Annotated in this window: 16 protein-coding genes; 11 read left to right on the forward strand and 5 right to left on the reverse strand. The window is 42.5% G+C overall.

From position 1 onward, the window contains the following. The first annotated feature begins 19 nt into the window (after window positions 1–19). From phrB to IEY40_RS05310, 11 genes are all read left to right on the forward strand, one after another. The gene (gene phrB, locus IEY40_RS05260; protein ID WP_229777017.1) at window positions 20–1,444 is read left to right on the forward strand and encodes a deoxyribodipyrimidine photo-lyase; all 1,425 of its coding nucleotides are present in this window, start codon (window positions 20–22) and stop codon (window positions 1,442–1,444) included. Between the two features lie 225 nt (window positions 1,445–1,669). Beyond that, complete coding sequence (locus tag IEY40_RS05265) at window positions 1,670–2,881, forward strand: NnrS family protein (protein WP_188954042.1); 1,212 nt, start codon at window positions 1,670–1,672, stop codon at window positions 2,879–2,881. A gap of 42 nt (window positions 2,882–2,923) precedes the next feature. Then, entirely contained in the window at window positions 2,924–4,333 is a 1,410-nt protein-coding gene (locus tag IEY40_RS05270; protein ID WP_188954044.1) for an ammonia-forming cytochrome c nitrite reductase subunit c552, read from the forward strand. 445 nt (window positions 4,334–4,778) lie between these two features. Continuing rightward, complete coding sequence (locus tag IEY40_RS05275) at window positions 4,779–5,177, forward strand: nuclear transport factor 2 family protein (protein WP_229777030.1); 399 nt, start codon at window positions 4,779–4,781, stop codon at window positions 5,175–5,177. Window positions 5,178–5,182: 5 nt separating this feature from the next. Beyond that, complete coding sequence (locus IEY40_RS05280) at window positions 5,183–5,926, forward strand: SDR family NAD(P)-dependent oxidoreductase (protein ID WP_428848136.1); 744 nt, start codon at window positions 5,183–5,185, stop codon at window positions 5,924–5,926. Window positions 5,927–5,988: 62 nt separating this feature from the next. Continuing rightward, the gene (locus IEY40_RS05285) at window positions 5,989–7,257 is read left to right on the forward strand and encodes an NAD(P)/FAD-dependent oxidoreductase (protein WP_188954050.1); all 1,269 of its coding nucleotides are present in this window, start codon (window positions 5,989–5,991) and stop codon (window positions 7,255–7,257) included. Beyond that, window positions 7,254–8,078, forward strand: a complete 825-nt coding sequence (locus tag IEY40_RS05290) for a DUF1365 domain-containing protein (RefSeq protein ID WP_188954052.1) — start codon at window positions 7,254–7,256, stop codon at window positions 8,076–8,078. Before IEY40_RS05285 ends, IEY40_RS05290 begins: the two co-directional genes overlap by 4 nt. Before the next feature lie 97 nt (window positions 8,079–8,175). Then, window positions 8,176–9,411: an SAM-dependent methyltransferase gene (locus IEY40_RS05295; RefSeq protein WP_188954053.1), complete on the forward strand. Its 1,236-nt coding sequence runs from the start codon at window positions 8,176–8,178 to the stop codon at window positions 9,409–9,411. A gap of 51 nt (window positions 9,412–9,462) precedes the next feature. Continuing rightward, window positions 9,463–9,981 carry a DUF2878 domain-containing protein gene (locus IEY40_RS05300; protein WP_188954055.1) on the forward strand — a complete coding sequence of 173 codons (519 nt, stop codon included), beginning with the start codon at window positions 9,463–9,465 and terminating at the stop codon, window positions 9,979–9,981. After that, on the forward strand, window positions 9,978–10,637 hold the full coding sequence (locus IEY40_RS05305; RefSeq protein ID WP_188954057.1) for a chalcone isomerase family protein: 660 nt from the start codon (window positions 9,978–9,980) through the stop codon (window positions 10,635–10,637). Before IEY40_RS05300 ends, IEY40_RS05305 begins: the two co-directional genes overlap by 4 nt. A gap of 316 nt (window positions 10,638–10,953) precedes the next feature. Beyond that, window positions 10,954–11,454, forward strand: a complete 501-nt coding sequence (locus tag IEY40_RS05310; protein ID WP_229777031.1) for a DUF3833 domain-containing protein — start codon at window positions 10,954–10,956, stop codon at window positions 11,452–11,454. Between the two features lie 70 nt (window positions 11,455–11,524). Here IEY40_RS05310 and IEY40_RS05315 read toward each other — a convergent pair whose 3' ends face one another. From IEY40_RS05315 to aptA, 5 genes are all read right to left on the reverse strand, one after another. Then, window positions 11,525–11,869, reverse strand: a complete 345-nt coding sequence (locus IEY40_RS05315) for a DUF3634 family protein (protein WP_188954060.1) — start codon at window positions 11,867–11,869, stop codon at window positions 11,525–11,527. Between the two features lie 478 nt (window positions 11,870–12,347). Then, complete coding sequence (locus tag IEY40_RS05320; RefSeq protein ID WP_188954062.1) at window positions 12,348–13,070, reverse strand: TorF family putative porin; 723 nt, start codon at window positions 13,068–13,070, stop codon at window positions 12,348–12,350. Window positions 13,071–13,182: 112 nt separating this feature from the next. After that, the gene (locus IEY40_RS05325) at window positions 13,183–13,563 is read right to left on the reverse strand and encodes a cupin domain-containing protein (protein WP_188954064.1); all 381 of its coding nucleotides are present in this window, start codon (window positions 13,561–13,563) and stop codon (window positions 13,183–13,185) included. A 9-nt stretch (window positions 13,564–13,572) separates the two neighbouring features. Next, the gene (locus IEY40_RS05330; RefSeq protein ID WP_188954066.1) at window positions 13,573–15,072 is read right to left on the reverse strand and encodes a CoA-acylating methylmalonate-semialdehyde dehydrogenase; all 1,500 of its coding nucleotides are present in this window, start codon (window positions 15,070–15,072) and stop codon (window positions 13,573–13,575) included. Window positions 15,073–15,098: 26 nt separating this feature from the next. After that, window positions 15,099–16,451 (reverse strand): omega-aminotransferase AptA, encoded by a 1,353-nt coding sequence (gene aptA, locus IEY40_RS05335; protein WP_188954068.1) that lies wholly within the window; start codon window positions 16,449–16,451, stop codon window positions 15,099–15,101. Between the last annotated feature and the right edge of the window lie 86 nt (window positions 16,452–16,537).

Genomic DNA, 16,537 nt, shown 5'->3' on the forward strand with positions numbered 1-16,537 from the left:
TCGAGTGTTGGTGAGTAATATGAATAGCTTAATGTGGTTTAGGCAAGATTTGCGGGTCGCCGACAACCCAGCGTTACTGGCGGCGTGTGAGTTTGCAAAAAAACATCAAGGGCAGGTGAGAGCGCTATACATAGTGACGCCATCACAATGGGCACAACATGATGTAGCGCCTATACAAATTGATTTTATAGAGCGTCACATCAATTTGTTAGCCCAGTCGCTTGCTGCGTTAGGCATTGCGCTAGATGTACTTCATTTGCAATGGTTTAGTGATACTCACACAGCACTAAACGAGTATCTACAGCAACACCGTATTGATGCGGTGTTTGCAGGTAGCGAACCTGAAATTAATGAGCGCCGTCGTGATGCACAACTCATTGAACATGGTGTGCCACTGACGTTAATTAATCAAGATTGTGTTTTTGCAGCTGGCGATGTATTGAATCTGTCTGGTGACATGTACAAGGTGTTTACGCCATTTGCTAAAAAGTGGAAAAGTATTGCCAGCCAAAAAGCCATATTAACTGTTGCTGCACCGACTCCTGTAGCTGCAGCATTAGTATTGCCAGTCAATATTGAGTTTGATTGTGTAAAGCGTAGCAGCCAGCAATGGGCCGCAGGTGAGGGCGCAGCTAAGCGGATATTAGATCAATTTTTAGTAAATCAAGTGGCTGATTACCAGGCTGAAAGAGACTTTCCTGCGCTTGACGGTACGAGTCGTTTGTCGCCTTTTTTAGCCCTTGGTGTGATCAGCTCTCGTCAATGTGTCGCGGCAATTTTAGCCCGTTATCCTGAGGCTTTAGTTGACGATACCAGCCCTGCAAAAACATGGTTAAACGAACTAATATGGCGTGAATTTTATCGTCATTTGCTGGTGGCTTTTCCACGTTTATCAATGGAGCATAACTTTAACGAGTTGGGCGATGGCATTGTGTGGCGTAATGATCCGCAAGAATTTAAGGCCTGGTGCGATGGCCAAACGGGTTACCCAATAGTGGACGCTGCCATGCGCCAATTAAATGAAACGGGTTGGATGCACAACCGCTTACGCATGGTGGTGGCAAGCTTTTTAACTAAGCATTTACTGGTTGATTGGCGCTGGGGTGAACGCTACTTTAGACAACAACTAATTGACGGTGATTTAGCGTCCAACAATGGTGGTTGGCAATGGTCGGCTGGAACAGGTTGCGATGCTCAGCCATACTTTAGAGTGTTTAATCCTATGACTCAAAGCAGTAAATTTGACCCAGACACCAGCTTTATTAAGCGTTATATTCCTGAAATTGCCCGTTGGTCTATTAAAGATATTCATGAGCCCAAATCGGTTAATGTAAATGATTTATTTGCACAGCCGGATAATCAAGGCTATCCCAAGCCAATTGTGGAACACAAAATGGCTCGTTTAAGAGCAATTGAAGTGCTGAGTGCATTAAAGCGCGGTTAATTATTTCTCTGCGCAATCCCTAATAGCATGAAAATAAAAGCCAACACCGACTTCGGTGTTGGCTTTTTTGCGTTAGATCACAGTATTGCCTACTTGATTTACATTAGCGAAGGGGAATGATTGAAGTAATGCTATAGGCAGCATACAATGGCGCTAATTAAAGATTTATATTCAATGCATGTTTAAGTCTTATTGCTTTCAACTCATTAAACGAGTGTGCTGCTTATGTTAAATATTGATGACCCTGCTGAAATTGATCGCACCCCTGCAATCTGGCGTTTAGGCTTTAGGCCGTTCTTTCTTGGTGGCGCTGTATTGGCTGCGTTGTACATTCCGTTATGGTTAATGGGTTGGTTTACGCCGCAATACAGTTTATTTAACAGTGAGTTTTGGGCTAATGTTGTGCCGTTATGGTGGCACCCCCATGAAATGTTGTTTGGTTTTGCAATGGCAATAGTTTGCGGGTTTTTACTGACAGCAGTGCAGGCGTGGACTAATCAACCGACGATTAAAGGCCGCAGTTTGATGCTGACATTTGGGTGCTGGCTCATTGCTCGATTAATGCTGCTTCTGCCAATGAATATTCCATTGGTGCTTCCTGCTTTATTTGACAGTTTATTTCTAGGCTTGAGTGCTTTTGCATTGTGGCGCTGTATTTATCCAGTAAAACAATGGCGCAATATCGGTTTTCCGTTGCTGCTAGTGGTGGCTCTCGTCGTTAATCTCATCAGCTATTATGCGCTATATCAGCGCGATTTCTCGCTTTCAACCCAACTATGGCAGGGAATGATTTGGTGGGTTGCAATGATCATCACCATTGTTGGTGGCCGAGTTATCCCATTTTTTACTGCAATGCGTATTCAACAACCGAAGCCAGATCCCATTAGTATATTAGAAAACACGTTATTATTGGCGATGGGATTATTGTTTATACAAGCGATAAGCCATTGGCTTCCAAAAGGGTTTGAGCAAATATTATTGGCAGTTGCTGGTGGATTACACCTTATTCGTTTTGCGCGTTGGCAAGCGCATAAAACGTTAAAAGAACCCATGCTATGGTCTTTGCATTTAGCGTATTTGTCTTTACCTATCACGTTGATTTTGATGGCAATCAATATTAATAACGAATATGCCTATCGCACGCTATTACACCTTTTTGCAGTAGGCGGTATTGCAGCATTGTGTTTATCAATGATCTCGCGCGTATCACTTGGTCACACTAGCCGTAATATTTATCAAGGTCCTAATATGGCATTTGCCTTTTTGAGCATTGCTTTAGCTGCAGTGTTTAGAGCGCTAATGCCTTTATTAATGCCGCAGCACACCCAAGCTTGGTTATGGGCTGCTGGGGCTTTTTGGTTTATCGGGTTTGGTATGTTTGTGTGGTTTTATGCGCCCATTTTAACTTGTCCACGACTCGATGGTCGACCTGGATAACACTCATTTAATATCGATGATTTCTGGCTAAAGGCAAACTGTATGATTAATTTATTAGTAGAAGTAATGATGAAAGCTTCCCGACCTTTGCGGACTAAGGTTGGACTAGGAGTACTTACTGTCGGGCTGGCACTATTAACCTTCACTTCTTGGTCTTTACAAAGCGCTGAAGTTGACCCAAACCAAATTAAGTTTCCTAATCAGTTTGACTCTTGGCAGGCAACGGTAGAGCAAGAAGAGCGTGAAGACATGTTGGCGCAATACCCTGCCAGCATTATTCTATGGGCCGGTTCATCTTTTGCCAAAGAATATCATAGCCCGCGTGGCCATCAGTTCGCGGTAGCAGATGTCACTCATACTTTACGTACTGGTGTTGCAATAGCAGAAGGAGATAAAGGCTTATCTGCTAGCTGTTGGACCTGTAAAACCCCAGATGCTCCGAGATTAATGAAAGAAATGGGGATCGAAGGTTATTCTGGGGCTAACTTTGTCGATTTAGGCCGCGAGATTAAATCTGTGGTTTATTGCAGTGATTGTCATATAGACGGAAGTGAAAAATTAGCGTTACCACGTCCACATGCTCAAGATGCGATGGCAAAAATTAAACTGCCATTTGATAAGCAAGACAGCACCATGCAAGGGGCACAAGTATGTGGCCAGTGCCATGTGAGTTATTATTTCCAACCAGAAAACAATAACAAGGTTAATATCCCTTGGATTTTCGGCAATACCGCTGACACCATCGAAAAGTACTATGACACCCGTCGTTTTTACGAATGGATCCACCCTATTTCGAAAACCCCTATATTAAAAGCGCGTCATCCTGAATTTGAGCATTGGAGCCGTTCTACCCATGCTAAAAAAGGGGTGACTTGCATAACGTGTCATATGCCTGAGACCAAAGACGATCAAGGTAATGCATTTACCGATCATAAAGTGGCTGGTGCAATGGATAACTTTGAGCAAGCCTGTTCTAGTTGTCATGGTAGCAAATCAGCCATGGTCAAAAAACTCGATAAAATTAAAGCCAATATTGATGCCAAAGCACGCAATGTAGAGTCTTTATTAGTTCAGGCACATTACGAAGCTAAAGCAGCATGGGACGCAGGCGCGACATGGCCACAAATGAACGATTCTATTATGGCAATTCGCCATGCACAGTGGCGTTGGGATTTTGCCATGGCATCGCACGGTTTATATGCCCATAACCCAAAAGAAGGTGTTGAGTTACTCGACATGGCTACCGAGCAAATTACTTATGGCCGTGAAGCATTGGCAAGAGTATTGAACCAACTTTCGGTTGAAAAAGTGGAGTATCCAGATTACAGCACCAAAGAAAAAGCCCACGCTGCTATTGGATTTATTGAGGCCGATGCGATTAAAGCAAAACAAGCCTTTATTAAAGAAGAGGTTGATAAACATTGGCAACCGGTAGCAAAAACCGGATATTAATTTGCTGAGTTTAACCATTCAATCATAAACGCCCAAGCTTAGCTTGGGCGTTTTGCTCTGTGTTCTCGGTATTTGAAATGGAACAACCATGATTAATCAAAAACACTGGACGCATTCTTAGTGGGCACTTATTAATGCGGGTTGGTATTACTGTGACCTTAATTGACACTATTGTATCGCCCCTATCAAAGTGATCTGCATTTTGCCTTATTTCGTATCAAGATATAATTGAATTAGTATTGCCTTGGCAGCATGAAACACTTTTATCTTATTGTGATATAAGGCATTGTTGTATATGTGTTTGCTTAAGGTACCGTAATGGCGTAATAGGAGTCTGTTAATGCAAAGCGCACAGTCGATAGTTGATATTTCATCAGAACCGTTAACGGGTGCAAACGCAAAACCCACGAATGGTAATCCTGCTATTGTTGATGCCTTTATTGATATGTATCAGCAGCTTAATAAAGATAATTTATTTTTACTGCGCCAAGTATATAGGGATGATATTGCGTTTAGAGACCCTATGCATGAAGTTAGTGGCATAGACGATCTGACTCGATATTTTGCCAATATGTACCTTAATGTTAGCCACATTGAGTTCAATATTAAAGAAGTGGTTGTGAGCCATAACAATAGCCAAGCGGCGTTATATTGGACCATGACGTACTCCCACCCTAAGTTAAATAAAGGCCAATATATTCAGGTGGAAGGTATGTCACAACTTAAGTTTGATGACAAAATTTACTCACACCGAGACTACTTTGATTTAGGTCAAATGCTTTATGAACAGGTGCCTTTTTTAGGTGGTTTAATTGGTTTGCTAAAGAATAGAGCAGCAAAATAATGGTCATGACAACAGCAAAATCACCTGCAGTTTTAATCACTGGCGCCAGCTCAGGCATTGGTTTAGCGTTGGCTGAGCACTACCTTGCTAAAGGCATGCAAGTGATAGCGTGTGGCCGTAACCGGGAGGCATTGCAAAGCATTAGCGGTGTGACGCCACTAGAGTTTGATATTACTGACAGCGCACAAGTACAAGTTGCAGCTACCAAGCTTAAGCAACTGCTGCTCGATAATCACTGGCAATTACAGCAAGTGATTCTCAATGCGGGTAGTTGCGAATATATCGACGATGCATTGCATTTTGACTCTGCCTTATTTGCGCGGGTAATTAACACCAATGTGGTTGCTATGGGTTATTGTCTGGAGCATTTTTTACCGTTACTCGGTCGTGGTACGCAACTTGGATTAATGAGTTCAAGTGCGACTTATTTACCGTTTCCGCGAGCTGAAGCTTATGGTGCATCCAAAGCCGCGATTAGTTATTTAGGTCGCAGTTTACGGGTTGACTTGGCCGAGCATGATATTGGCGTCAGCGTGATTTGTCCTGGCTTTGTTAAGACGCCACTAACGGATAAAAACGATTTTGCGATGCCAATGCAAATTACTGCTAAGCAGGCTGCCGTAGCGATTTTTAATGGCATGCAAAATCAGCGAAAAGAAATTCACTTTCCGGGTAAATTTACCTGGTTACTTAAATTAGCGTCACTCTTACCTGAGTCATTGTTAGTGTCTTTATTAGCAAAAAAGTAAAAATTAATCAGTCAATAAATCACTCTAAAAATGATTTGATAGCGTATTCCAAGGATTATTAAATGAAAAACATCGCCGTGATTGGTACAGGCATTTCGGGCTTAACTTGCGCACATTTACTGAGCCGTCAACATAAGGTGACCGTTTTTGAGGCTAACGATTACATTGGTGGTCACACTGCAACCGTTGACGTTGAAGTAGCAGGTAAACAATATGCGATTGATACCGGTTTTATTGTATTTAACGACCGGACTTACCCTCGTTTTGAAAAGTTAATGGCGCAGCTCAATATTAAGTCTATGCCGACAGAAATGAGTTTTAGCGTTAATAATGCCATCACTGGACTTGAATATAATGGTCACAATTTGTGGAGCTTATTTGCCCAACGCCGTAATTTATTTCGTCCTAGCTTTTATAAATTTCTTGGTGAAATCGTGCGTTTTAACAATGGCTGTAAAGCGATTTATGAAGCCGACAAATACCCAAGTACCACACTGGGTGAATACTTAGATCAAAATAATTTTTCCGCCTTTTTTTGTGAGCATTATATCTTACCAATGGGCGCAGCGATTTGGTCTGCCAGTATTGATGATATGCGTGGTTTTTCACTGCGATTTTTCATACGTTTTTTTCAACACCACGGCTTGCTCAATATTAATGACCGTCCTCAATGGTATGTGCTTGAAGGCGGGTCGCGCAGTTATATTCCGGCATTAACAGCTCCTTTTAAAGAACGTATTCACCTTAATTCGCCTGTGACAGGGATTATGCGCAATAACGATGGTGTACAAATTCAAGTATCAAATGGTGAATGGCAACAGTTTGATGATGTGGTGTTGACGTGCCATAGCGATCAAGCCCTCGCCATGTTAACGGACCCAAGCCAGGACGAAACTGAAATATTAGCACCGATGGCTTATCAAAATAATGAAGTGGTTTTACATACCGACATTAACGTATTGCCAAAGCGCAAAGTGGCCTGGGCCAGTTGGAACTATCGCCTAGACGGTGAAAATGAATTAGACATAGCGCAGCGTCCTGCCAGTGTCACGTACAACATGAACATTTTGCAGTGTTTACCTAAAGACGCACCGACATTCTGTGTAACACTTAACCAAACTGACTTGATTGACGAATCAAAAATTTTGCGTAAATTTAATTATGCTCACCCAGTGTTTAATGACGCCAGCATGAAATCGCAAGCTAAGAAATCGCTAATCAATGGCAAACGCCATACTTATTATGCGGGAGCTTATTGGCATAATGGTTTTCATGAAGATGGCGTTCGCAGTGCTGTCGACGTATGCAACTTATTTGGGATTACCTTATGACAATAACTTCATCGCCACAGACCTTACATAGCGGTATTTATACTGGAACGGTCAGTCATCGCCGTCACGTGCCTAAAGCGCACAGCTTTGGTTACAAATTGGCGATGATGGCGATTGACTTAGATGAAGTGGATGAAATATGCGCAACCAGTAAGCTGTTTTCTACAGACAGATTTACGCCACTTAAATTTAAGCCTAGCGACTACTTGAATGAATTAAGTAAACAGTTTGCTGATGCATTAGTGTTGCCGCCGACGTGTCATGGGGATGATGCGAGTGCGTTAAAACAACGGGTATTAGCTACTATTAAGCATTTAGGCGCGAGCCATCAGTGCGACAAGGTGATTTTTTCTGGGCAAATTCGCCATTGCGGTTTTTATTTTAGCCCAGTGAACTTTTACTTTTGTTACCACAACGATGAAATGCTCTATATGTTGGCAGAGGTGAGCAATACCCCCTGGAATGAACGCCATTGTTATCTTGTCGATATTACCAATACTACCCATACAGACAAGGTATTTCATGTGTCACCGTTTATGAATTTAGATATGCACTATTTGTGGCGAATTACCCCGCCAACGAAGTTTTTAAAGGTGACCATTGAAAATCGCAATACCAACAACGATAAGCTATTTGATGCCGGTGTCGTGCTTAAACGCCAAGACATAAGCGCGAAAAGTATGCGGTGGTTTATGCTGCATTTTCCGCTAATGACAGCCAACATTATGCTGGGCATTTATTGGCAAGCACTCAAGTTATTTGTTAAACGTATTCCCTTTGTCGGTAAACAGCCGACAAAACCATCTAATCAACATGGTTAACGAGTAAGTAAAACAATTGTAAACCAAATGGACTGACGCAACGTATTGACTGTGAATATAGCGATATAGCTTACGCAGTGATGAACTGGAGACAAAAATGGAAAATACAGCCACAGAAAGTAGCATGGCTCAAGCTGGTTTATCAGACAGTCTTGCAAGAAAAATTTTATTACGTGCACTCGCACATCTTGCAGAAGGTCATTTAACAATTGTTGACGGCAACCAGACAGCAGAGTTTGGCGATGCAAAAAGTGATGTGCATGCAACAATGCAAGTTATGCACCCTAACTTTTATCGTCAGGTCGTTTTTGGTGGCTCAATAGGTGCCGGTGAAGCCTATATTCAAGGTCACTGGTGCAGCCCAGATCTAACTAAAGTCGTGCAAGTTTTTGCTCGCAACTTAGCATTACTCGACAATATAGAGCGTTATTTTTCATGGTTAAGCAATGGTGTTAGTCGCTTGAAACATGTACTTAATCGCAATTCCGAAGCGGGCTCTAAACGTAATATTTTAGCGCATTACGATTTAGGTAATGACATGTACCAACAGTTTTTAGACCCAGAAATGATGTACTCAAGTGCGTTATACCCCAATGACGACAGTACATTAGAAGAGGCGCAAATACATAAACTTCACACCATTTGCGAACGTTTAGATTTAACACCTGGTCAAACGTTACTTGAGGTCGGCACTGGTTGGGGCGCATTGGCTATATATGCAGCCAAACATTTTGGCGTTAACGTCACAACCACGACAATTTCTGATGCGCAATATGACTATGCCGAAGCACGCGTTAAGCAAGAAGGTTTAGAAGACAAGATCACTTTGCTTAAACAAGACTACCGACTTCTCACAGGTGAATATGACCGAGTCGTGTCGATTGAAATGATTGAGGCGGTGGGTCATGAATACCTCGGCGGATTTTTTGAAAAGTTACAGCACTTATTAAAGCCTAATGGCCGTATGCTTATTCAGGCGATTACCATTGCCGACCAGCGCTACAATAGTTACCGTAAAAGTGTTGATTTTATTCAACGTTATATCTTCCCTGGTGGTTGCTTACCTTCGGTTAGCGAAATGACCAAACACATAGCCAAAAGGACCGACATGGTTACTTGGTCTGTGAGCGACATGGGTAAAGACTATGCGCGTACATTAAAACACTGGCATGAAAATTTTGATGCGGCTTACGACAAAATCAAAGCATTAAACTACGGTGATGATTTTATCCGTATGTGGAAGTTTTACTTAAGTTACTGTGAAGGTGGTTTTTTAGAGCGCACTACCAGTACGGTCCACTTAGTTGCAGTAAGACCACAATACCGCTTGTAATAAATGTTGCTCGCACTCTGCGAGCAAGCTTGCTTGTGCGACGAGGTAGTTATGCCTAATCCAAAGCTATTTATCATCTTAAATGCGTTATCTTTTCAATTGGTGTGGTGGGCAGGAGTGCTTGCCGGTAACCAACTTGTTTTATTGTCTATTTTACTCATATTGGGCCATTTTCTTTTGTCTCAATCGCCCCGACAAGACCTTCAACTAATGTTTCTTTGTGCAGTAGTGGGTATGAGCGTCGATACCGTATTAACCTGGGTTGGGGTATTTGTCTTTGCTGAAACACCCTACTGGTTAGCATTATTGTGGCTTGCTTTTGCATTAACCCTAAGATACAGCCTAGTGTTTTTTCAAAAGATTCATATGTTTTGGCAAGCCCTGTTTGGCGGGGTATTCGGTACTTTAAGTTATATCGCCGGAGCAGAGTTTGGCGCAGTCATGTTGCCATATGGTCTATGGGTCAGTGGCATTGTTCTTGTAGTGATCTGGAGTGGGTTATTTCCCGTATTGTTGTTAATAAGTCGAGGTGAACACGCCGCGAGCCTTACTCAGGAGAGTCAGCAATGAAAACGGTAAATGAAGCGGTTAATGTTAGCCGCAGTGCTTATCAATGGCTGGTAGAATTACTTTTCGGTATTGTCGGAGCCACTGTTGTGATGCTTATTTTGGCTCTGAGCATGGCTGATGCCTTGGCGAATCAAAGCGCAATAGAAATTAAGCAAGATAAAGAGTTACCCTCAACAACAGCAAAATCAATTACCTCAATATCTAATTTAACAACGTCATCAGACTTGGCGATGCGTCAAGTCGGCTCTGCGAGTATGAGCATGATGTGGTTCGATATCTACAGTGCCAAGTTGTATTCAAGCGACGGTAAATATCAGGCTAACCAATTACCACTAAAGCTTGAGATTGAATACCATCGAAATATTGAAGCAGAAGACTTAATTGATGCCACCGTCGATCAATGGCAGCACTTAGGGATTTCAGCGCAAAAAATTGATGAGTATCGCGAACAATTAGCTAAAGCATGGCCCGATGTGAAAGAGGGGGACAGGTTAACATTTATGGTGAACACCGCTACTCAAGCGGAGTTTTTATTTAATGATAAACCTTATTTCAAAGTGAGTAATATGCAGTTTTCTGCTGATTTTTTGGCTATTTGGCTATCAGAAAATACCAGCAGACCCAAACTGCGTCAGCAACTCATTGGCATGAATTAAATGTCCTGTCCTCGGTGTACAAAATGCTTATAAGCAGCTCATTGTCACGTTAAGTTCGTTATTTTTTACACCAGAACACTTGCAATAATCCAACTAATGAAGCGTTAAGTTGCCTTGTGCGCAAACATGAAAAATCTGAAATAAATAGTTTTATGCATTGATATTAAACGTTTATTTCCAGCTACTACTCCGAATTTAGATCAAATACGATTAAGGTTGAATTATGCTATCTCGATTGACCCACTTATTGAGCGTAACAACATGGCAAAAGTCATTACGTCACAGCGCCATTTTTGCACTGTTTGCATTGGGTGTAATGTCCTGTTCATCAGCATCAATTGATGACTATGCCGACACCAATCCTAAGTTAGATTTAGCTCAGTTTTTTGATGGTAAATTAACTGCAGCGGGTGTCGTACAAGATTTTTCTGGCAAGGTTACTCGTAAGTTTACCGTTATCATGGAAGCTGAGTGGAGCGATACTCCACAAGGTAAACAAGGCATCATCAACGAGTGGTTTGTATATGATGATGGCGAGAAACAAACGCGAGTGTGGACCATCATCGACAAAGGCAACGGTAAATATCAAGGCACAGCCAATGACATTTTAGGTATTGCGCAAGGTGAATCTCGTGGCAGTGCACTGCGTTGGCGCTACGACATGATATTGCCTGTTGATGGCAGCGAATACGAGGTTCATTTTGACGATTGGATGTTTTTGGTTGATCAAAATACCATCATTAATAAAAGCGACATTATCAAGTTTGGTGTGACAGTTGCGCAAGTGACGTTAGTGATATCAAAGCAAGCCGATTAATCTTTGCTGCTTTTAAAAAAATGGACTCAATTGAGTCCATTTTTTTAAAAGACGAGCCTAATGAATATAGCTAACCTTTCAATTTTGATGAGTCTTGCTGTTTTTTATCGTAATACTCAAATAGGAATTGATTGCGAATTTGCTGAGTTAAATTATCTCCCACGTTGGCTGATACATGCAGACGTACGTGGCCCGATTTTTCTGCTCTAATAGTGCAGGTTAGTTTGTTCGATTTAGCAATTGCACGGCTTTCTCGTTCAAAACGTTCTGGGATTTTGCCTTTATGGCTTTTAAGCTTCCCGTCTTTAAAATGCATTTCAAAAATGGTTAAGCCACTTCGGCTGCTAAAAATAAGTTTATAGGCCAGAAAAATCAACCCAACAATTACCAAAATTTTAATGATGGTATCTTCCATAGCGAGCTCCTTTGTGCCGTTTAATTTTTATATTTGCTATAAGCGTAAGATACTCCTGTCGATTAGGTATGCAACGCTATTTTGTTGAGTTTTATGCGCCAGATCGAATTGAAATAAAAACCGCTTACTAAATGAACATTTTGAGTTATCGTTATTGAAAGCAAAACTGCTCGATACGGACGATATACCTATTTCAGGATAAAAATATGCTAATTTCTAATGCTGATCGTTGGACTGAAATCTGCGAAATTCAAACTAAATTAACGCGCGGTCTTGCTAGCCAATTCCCAGAACGTAGCCAATAACTTAATCATCTTATAGATGGCTGGCAAGGTGTAGAAAAGGGAAGCTCAGAGTAATCACTTGAGGGGTAAATAATGGTTTGTAAACAACCTAATTGAGCAATAAAAAACCGCCATTTGGCGGTTTTTTATATTGATACGTTAAGCTTAGCTAGCGTATCACGTCACTTTTCAGCTTAAAATGCATAACTTACACTAGCCAGTAAGGTGCCAGAGTTTTTATAAACGCCAGAGTTGACTTCATAGTCTCCGTCAATGTCCGTATCTAGGTACGCAACAGAAACCGCAAAGCCGCTAAACTCGGTTGATACGCCAATGGAGTAGTCTGAGTAACTATCAAAGCCTTCGCCATCGTCAATGGCGTCACCAAAGTTATAGCCGTAATGCAAATCGAGGCTCCAATTATCGATAAATTCCCAAGCATAATTAATCTCGGTGTAATGTAAATCGAGATCACTTCCACCATAGTCATTAGTAAACCAATAAGCAGCTCTAAACCCATTAAAGTCGATGCCTGCACTCACTTCTAGATAGTCGAGTTCGCTGTCTCCTGGGTAGTTATAGCGGTACAAGGTTAAGTCATAGCTTGTTTCATCGTTAATTTCACCATAGTAACCGGCATACAAATCTATTTCGACGTCTGGGCCATTGTAGCCTGGCTCGTCAAAATCGACATTGCTGCCCCAAGCGCCAACAAAAAAGCCGCTATCATGGCTCCAATCTATATTGGCTTGTAGTGCAGGGTCGCCAGCGGTTTGTGATACACCACGAAAGCGGTAATCATTAGTTACACTGACTGCGCCAGAGACTTCAGCCGTCGCTAACGGAGCCAGTAGGGTAGCTGATAATGTTAATCCGCTTAACAGTGCAATTCGCGTTCTTTTTAATGTGTTCGACACGATATTATCTCCATTTACATAAAATGCAGTTGTTGGTATTGAGGTTCTCAACGACTACTAATGCCACTTATCAGAAGCAAAACCGTTAGGTTCTGTCTGTACCGCATGGCGGTTAAACGTTATGTTCGAGTTGTGGCTCAAACATAACGTAGATTTTTTTACAATGTTCAATCACTTCCCACGTGCCAATAAAGCCCGCGGGTATAACAAATTTATCGCCAGTTTTAACCGTTAAATTGTGGCCCTGACTGTCGGTAATTATGCTGCTGCCTTCAAGAATGTCGCAATACTCATACTCGCTGTAACTCACATTCCAGCTGCCCGCTTCACTTTGCCAAACCCCAACATTAAATTGCTTACAAGGACTTTCAAAATGATTTTGTACCGACTGAAGTGGGTTACCTGTGATACGTTTTTCGTCAGCCAGTTGATAGGTATCAATGGGCGTATTTTGACGGCTAAAAAGCGTAATATCATTAATATGCTTGGTCATGGTATTCACTTATTTCATGGTTGGCATAATGAATGCCGAAGGTTCGTTTGTGTCTGTTTTGGCTTGCGGCCAACGGGCGGTAATGGCTTTGCGCTTGGTATAAAAGCGCACACCATCGGGGCCATGCATGTGTAGTGGCCCAAATAGTGAGCGCTTCCAGCCACCAAAGCTATGAAAGGCCATAGGCACAGGGATTGGCACATTAACGCCAACCATACCGACTTCAACATGGTGGCAAAAATGACGCGCCGCTTGACCACTTTGAGTAAATATTGCTGTGCCATTACCAAACTCATGTTGGTTAATCAGCGCTAATGCTTCGGCATATGTGTCTACTCGTACAATGGCAAGCACCGGGCCAAATATCTCTTGTTGGTAAATGCTCATTTGCGGAGTGACATGGTCAAATAAGCATGCACCTAAAAAGTAACCTTGTTGATGGTCGTTAATGCTAATGTCACGACCATCAACGACTAAGGTGGCGCCTTCTTTAATGCCAGCCTCAACATAGTCTCGCACTTTAGCTAAGTGCTGCGCGGATATAAGTGGCCCCATGTCCATTTCAGGAGTAATACCGCTGCCGACCTTTAATGCACTAATTTGCGGTAATAATTTATCGACCAGTTTGTCGCCAATATCACCGACAGCTAATACCACTGAAATGGCCATACAACGTTCACCCGCACTACCATATGCTGCACCCATTAGCGCATTAACAGCTTGATCTAAATCAGCATCGGGCATTAATAGCATATGATTTTTAGCTCCACCTAGTGCTTGTACTCGTTTACCGTGGGCAGACGCTGTGGTGTAGATATATTCGGCAATCGGGGTTGAACCCACAAAACTAACGGCTTTGATGTCTTTGTGTGCCAGTAGTGCATCTACAGCTTCTTTATCACCGTTAATGACATTGAAGACGCCATCGGGTAAGCCTGCTTGTGTTAGCAAATCGGCGATAAGCATCACTGAACTAGGGTCTTTTTCTGACGGTTTCATGATAAAGGTGTTGCCACAGGCAATGGCAATCGGGAACATCCACATCGGTACCATTACCGGGAAATTAAATGGCGCAATACCGGCCACAACCCCTAATGCTTGATTGACTGACCATGCGTCAACGCCACCACCAACTTGTTGGGTATGTTCACCTTTTAATAAGTGCGGAATGCCACAGGCAAACTCAACAACTTCTAAACCACGGGTTATTTCACCTTTAGCGTCGTCAAGTACTTTGCCATGTTCGAGGGTAATGAGCTCGGCTAGCTTATCGACATGTTGTTCTACTAATGCTTTAAACTTAAACAATACTCTAGCGCGATTTAGTGGCGTGACTTGTGACCAGGTTTCAAATGCGGCTTTAGCGGCAAGAATGGCATTGGCTACATCATCTTGACTGGCTAATGACACTTGGCCACGGGATTCCCCTGTGGCTGGATCGTAAATCGTTTGCGTACGTTGGCTTGCTTGGGTGTGTTGCCCATTTACATAGTGGCTGATGTTAAGCATGAACTCTGTCCTTGTTGTTAAATGGGTTATCCCACAGCGTGAATGGCATCGGTAAGTTGATTCACCATGTCATCGATTTGTGATTTTTCGACAATCAATGGTGGCGATAGGGCTATGATGTCTGCTGTTGCGCGCACTAACGCGCCGGTTCTAAAGCAATGGTCAAATATGCCATAGCCGCGCTTACCCACCCCTTTGTCGCTGGGGGCAAATTGGATGCCTGCAACCAGTCCGGTGTTACGAATATCAATCACGTTGGGTAAACCTTTGAGACTGTGTACTGCTTGTTCAAAGTAGGATTCAAGATTTTTTGCGCGCTCAAATAGCTTTTCGTTTTCATAAATCGACAAGGTTGCTAAAGCAGAGGCTGCAGCAACAGGATGACCTGAATAAGTGTATCCATGGAAAAATTCTATCAATTCATCAGGGCCGTCCATGCAGGTGTCGTGGATAGTGTTACTAACAAACACTGCACCCATAGGGATCGCGCCATTGTTAATGGCTTTAGCGGTAGTGATCATATCTGGCGTGACTTGCCAGCGCTCACTGGCAAATGCAGCGCCTAAGCGGCCAAATCCAGTGATTACTTCATCAAATATTAATAAAATCCCGTGCTTTTGGGTAATTTCTCGTAGCCGTTTAAGATAGCCCTGTGGGGGTAAAATAACCCCAGCTGAGCCAGACATTGGTTCAACGATTACGGCAGCAATGTTTTCTGCACCGTGAAGAGTAATCAGTTGTTCAAGCACTTCAGCTTTATCTAAACCATGCGGCGGGAGGCCATGACTAAACGCATTACTAGCAATGTCGAGAGTGTGGGGAAGATGATCAACACCTTGCAGCAGTTGTTGGCTAAAAGTTTTGCGATTATTACTAATGCCGCCTACAGAAATACCGCCAAAGCCGACGCCGTGATAGCCCAGCTCGCGGCCAATAAAGCGTGTTCGGCTCGCTTGACCATTAGCACGATGATAGCAGAGGGCCATTTTTAGTGCGGTATCAACAGATTCTGAACCTGAGTTAGTAAAAAATACATGGTCCAGTCCATCAGGGCTCATATCACTGAGTTTATGAGCCAATTCAAACGCCAATGAATGGCCCATCTGAAATGACGGCGCATAATCCATCTGGCTAATTTGCTTACTGACCGCTTCAGAGATTTCTGCTCTGCCATGGCCAGCATTACAGCACCATAACCCTGCGGTAGCATCGAGTACCTTGTTACCTTTAATGTCGGTGTAATACATTCCTTGCGCCGACGCTAATAACCGCGGGTTTGCTTTAAATTGTTTGTTGGCAGTAAATGGCATCCAATAATGAGCCATATTTGGCCATGTTTGCGATAAATTGCCAGTTCCTTTGTGCTGATATTCGCTCATATTTCAACTCTGCATTGGTAACAAGTGGGTTGTTGTTTCATATCATAATGGTTAAATTATGAGTGATGAATATTTGCTATGCTATG

It is taken from the genome of Shewanella ulleungensis, assembly GCF_014648315.1.
In the GTDB taxonomy this organism is placed as follows: Bacteria; Pseudomonadota; Gammaproteobacteria; order Enterobacterales; family Shewanellaceae; genus Shewanella; species Shewanella ulleungensis.

Bases quoted from the DNA above. Each gene is read 5' to 3' on its own strand.
- IEY40_RS05290 (WP_188954052.1), top strand. From the start codon at position 7,254: ATGACAATAACTTCATCGCCACAGACCTTACATAGCGGTATTTATACT.
- IEY40_RS05265 (WP_188954042.1), top strand. From the start codon at position 1,670: ATGTTAAATATTGATGACCCTGCTGAAATTGATCGCACCCCTGCAATC.
- IEY40_RS05330 (WP_188954066.1), bottom strand. From the start codon at position 15,072: ATGCTTAACATCAGCCACTATGTAAATGGGCAACACACCCAAGCAAGC.
- phrB (WP_229777017.1), top strand. From the start codon at position 20: ATGAATAGCTTAATGTGGTTTAGGCAAGATTTGCGGGTCGCCGACAAC.
- IEY40_RS05280 (WP_428848136.1), top strand. From the start codon at position 5,183: ATGACAACAGCAAAATCACCTGCAGTTTTAATCACTGGCGCCAGCTCA.
- IEY40_RS05270 (WP_188954044.1), top strand. From the start codon at position 2,924: ATGATTAATTTATTAGTAGAAGTAATGATGAAAGCTTCCCGACCTTTG.
- IEY40_RS05295 (WP_188954053.1), top strand. From the start codon at position 8,176: ATGGAAAATACAGCCACAGAAAGTAGCATGGCTCAAGCTGGTTTATCA.
- IEY40_RS05285 (WP_188954050.1), top strand. From the start codon at position 5,989: ATGAAAAACATCGCCGTGATTGGTACAGGCATTTCGGGCTTAACTTGC.
- IEY40_RS05325 (WP_188954064.1), bottom strand. From the start codon at position 13,563: ATGACCAAGCATATTAATGATATTACGCTTTTTAGCCGTCAAAATACG.
- IEY40_RS05305 (WP_188954057.1), top strand. From the start codon at position 9,978: ATGAAAACGGTAAATGAAGCGGTTAATGTTAGCCGCAGTGCTTATCAA.
- IEY40_RS05275 (WP_229777030.1), top strand. From the start codon at position 4,779: ATGTATCAGCAGCTTAATAAAGATAATTTATTTTTACTGCGCCAAGTA.
- IEY40_RS05315 (WP_188954060.1), bottom strand. From the start codon at position 11,869: ATGGAAGATACCATCATTAAAATTTTGGTAATTGTTGGGTTGATTTTT.
- aptA (WP_188954068.1), bottom strand. From the start codon at position 16,451: ATGAGCGAATATCAGCACAAAGGAACTGGCAATTTATCGCAAACATGG.
- IEY40_RS05310 (WP_229777031.1), top strand. From the start codon at position 10,954: ATGTCCTGTTCATCAGCATCAATTGATGACTATGCCGACACCAATCCT.
- IEY40_RS05300 (WP_188954055.1), top strand. From the start codon at position 9,463: ATGCCTAATCCAAAGCTATTTATCATCTTAAATGCGTTATCTTTTCAA.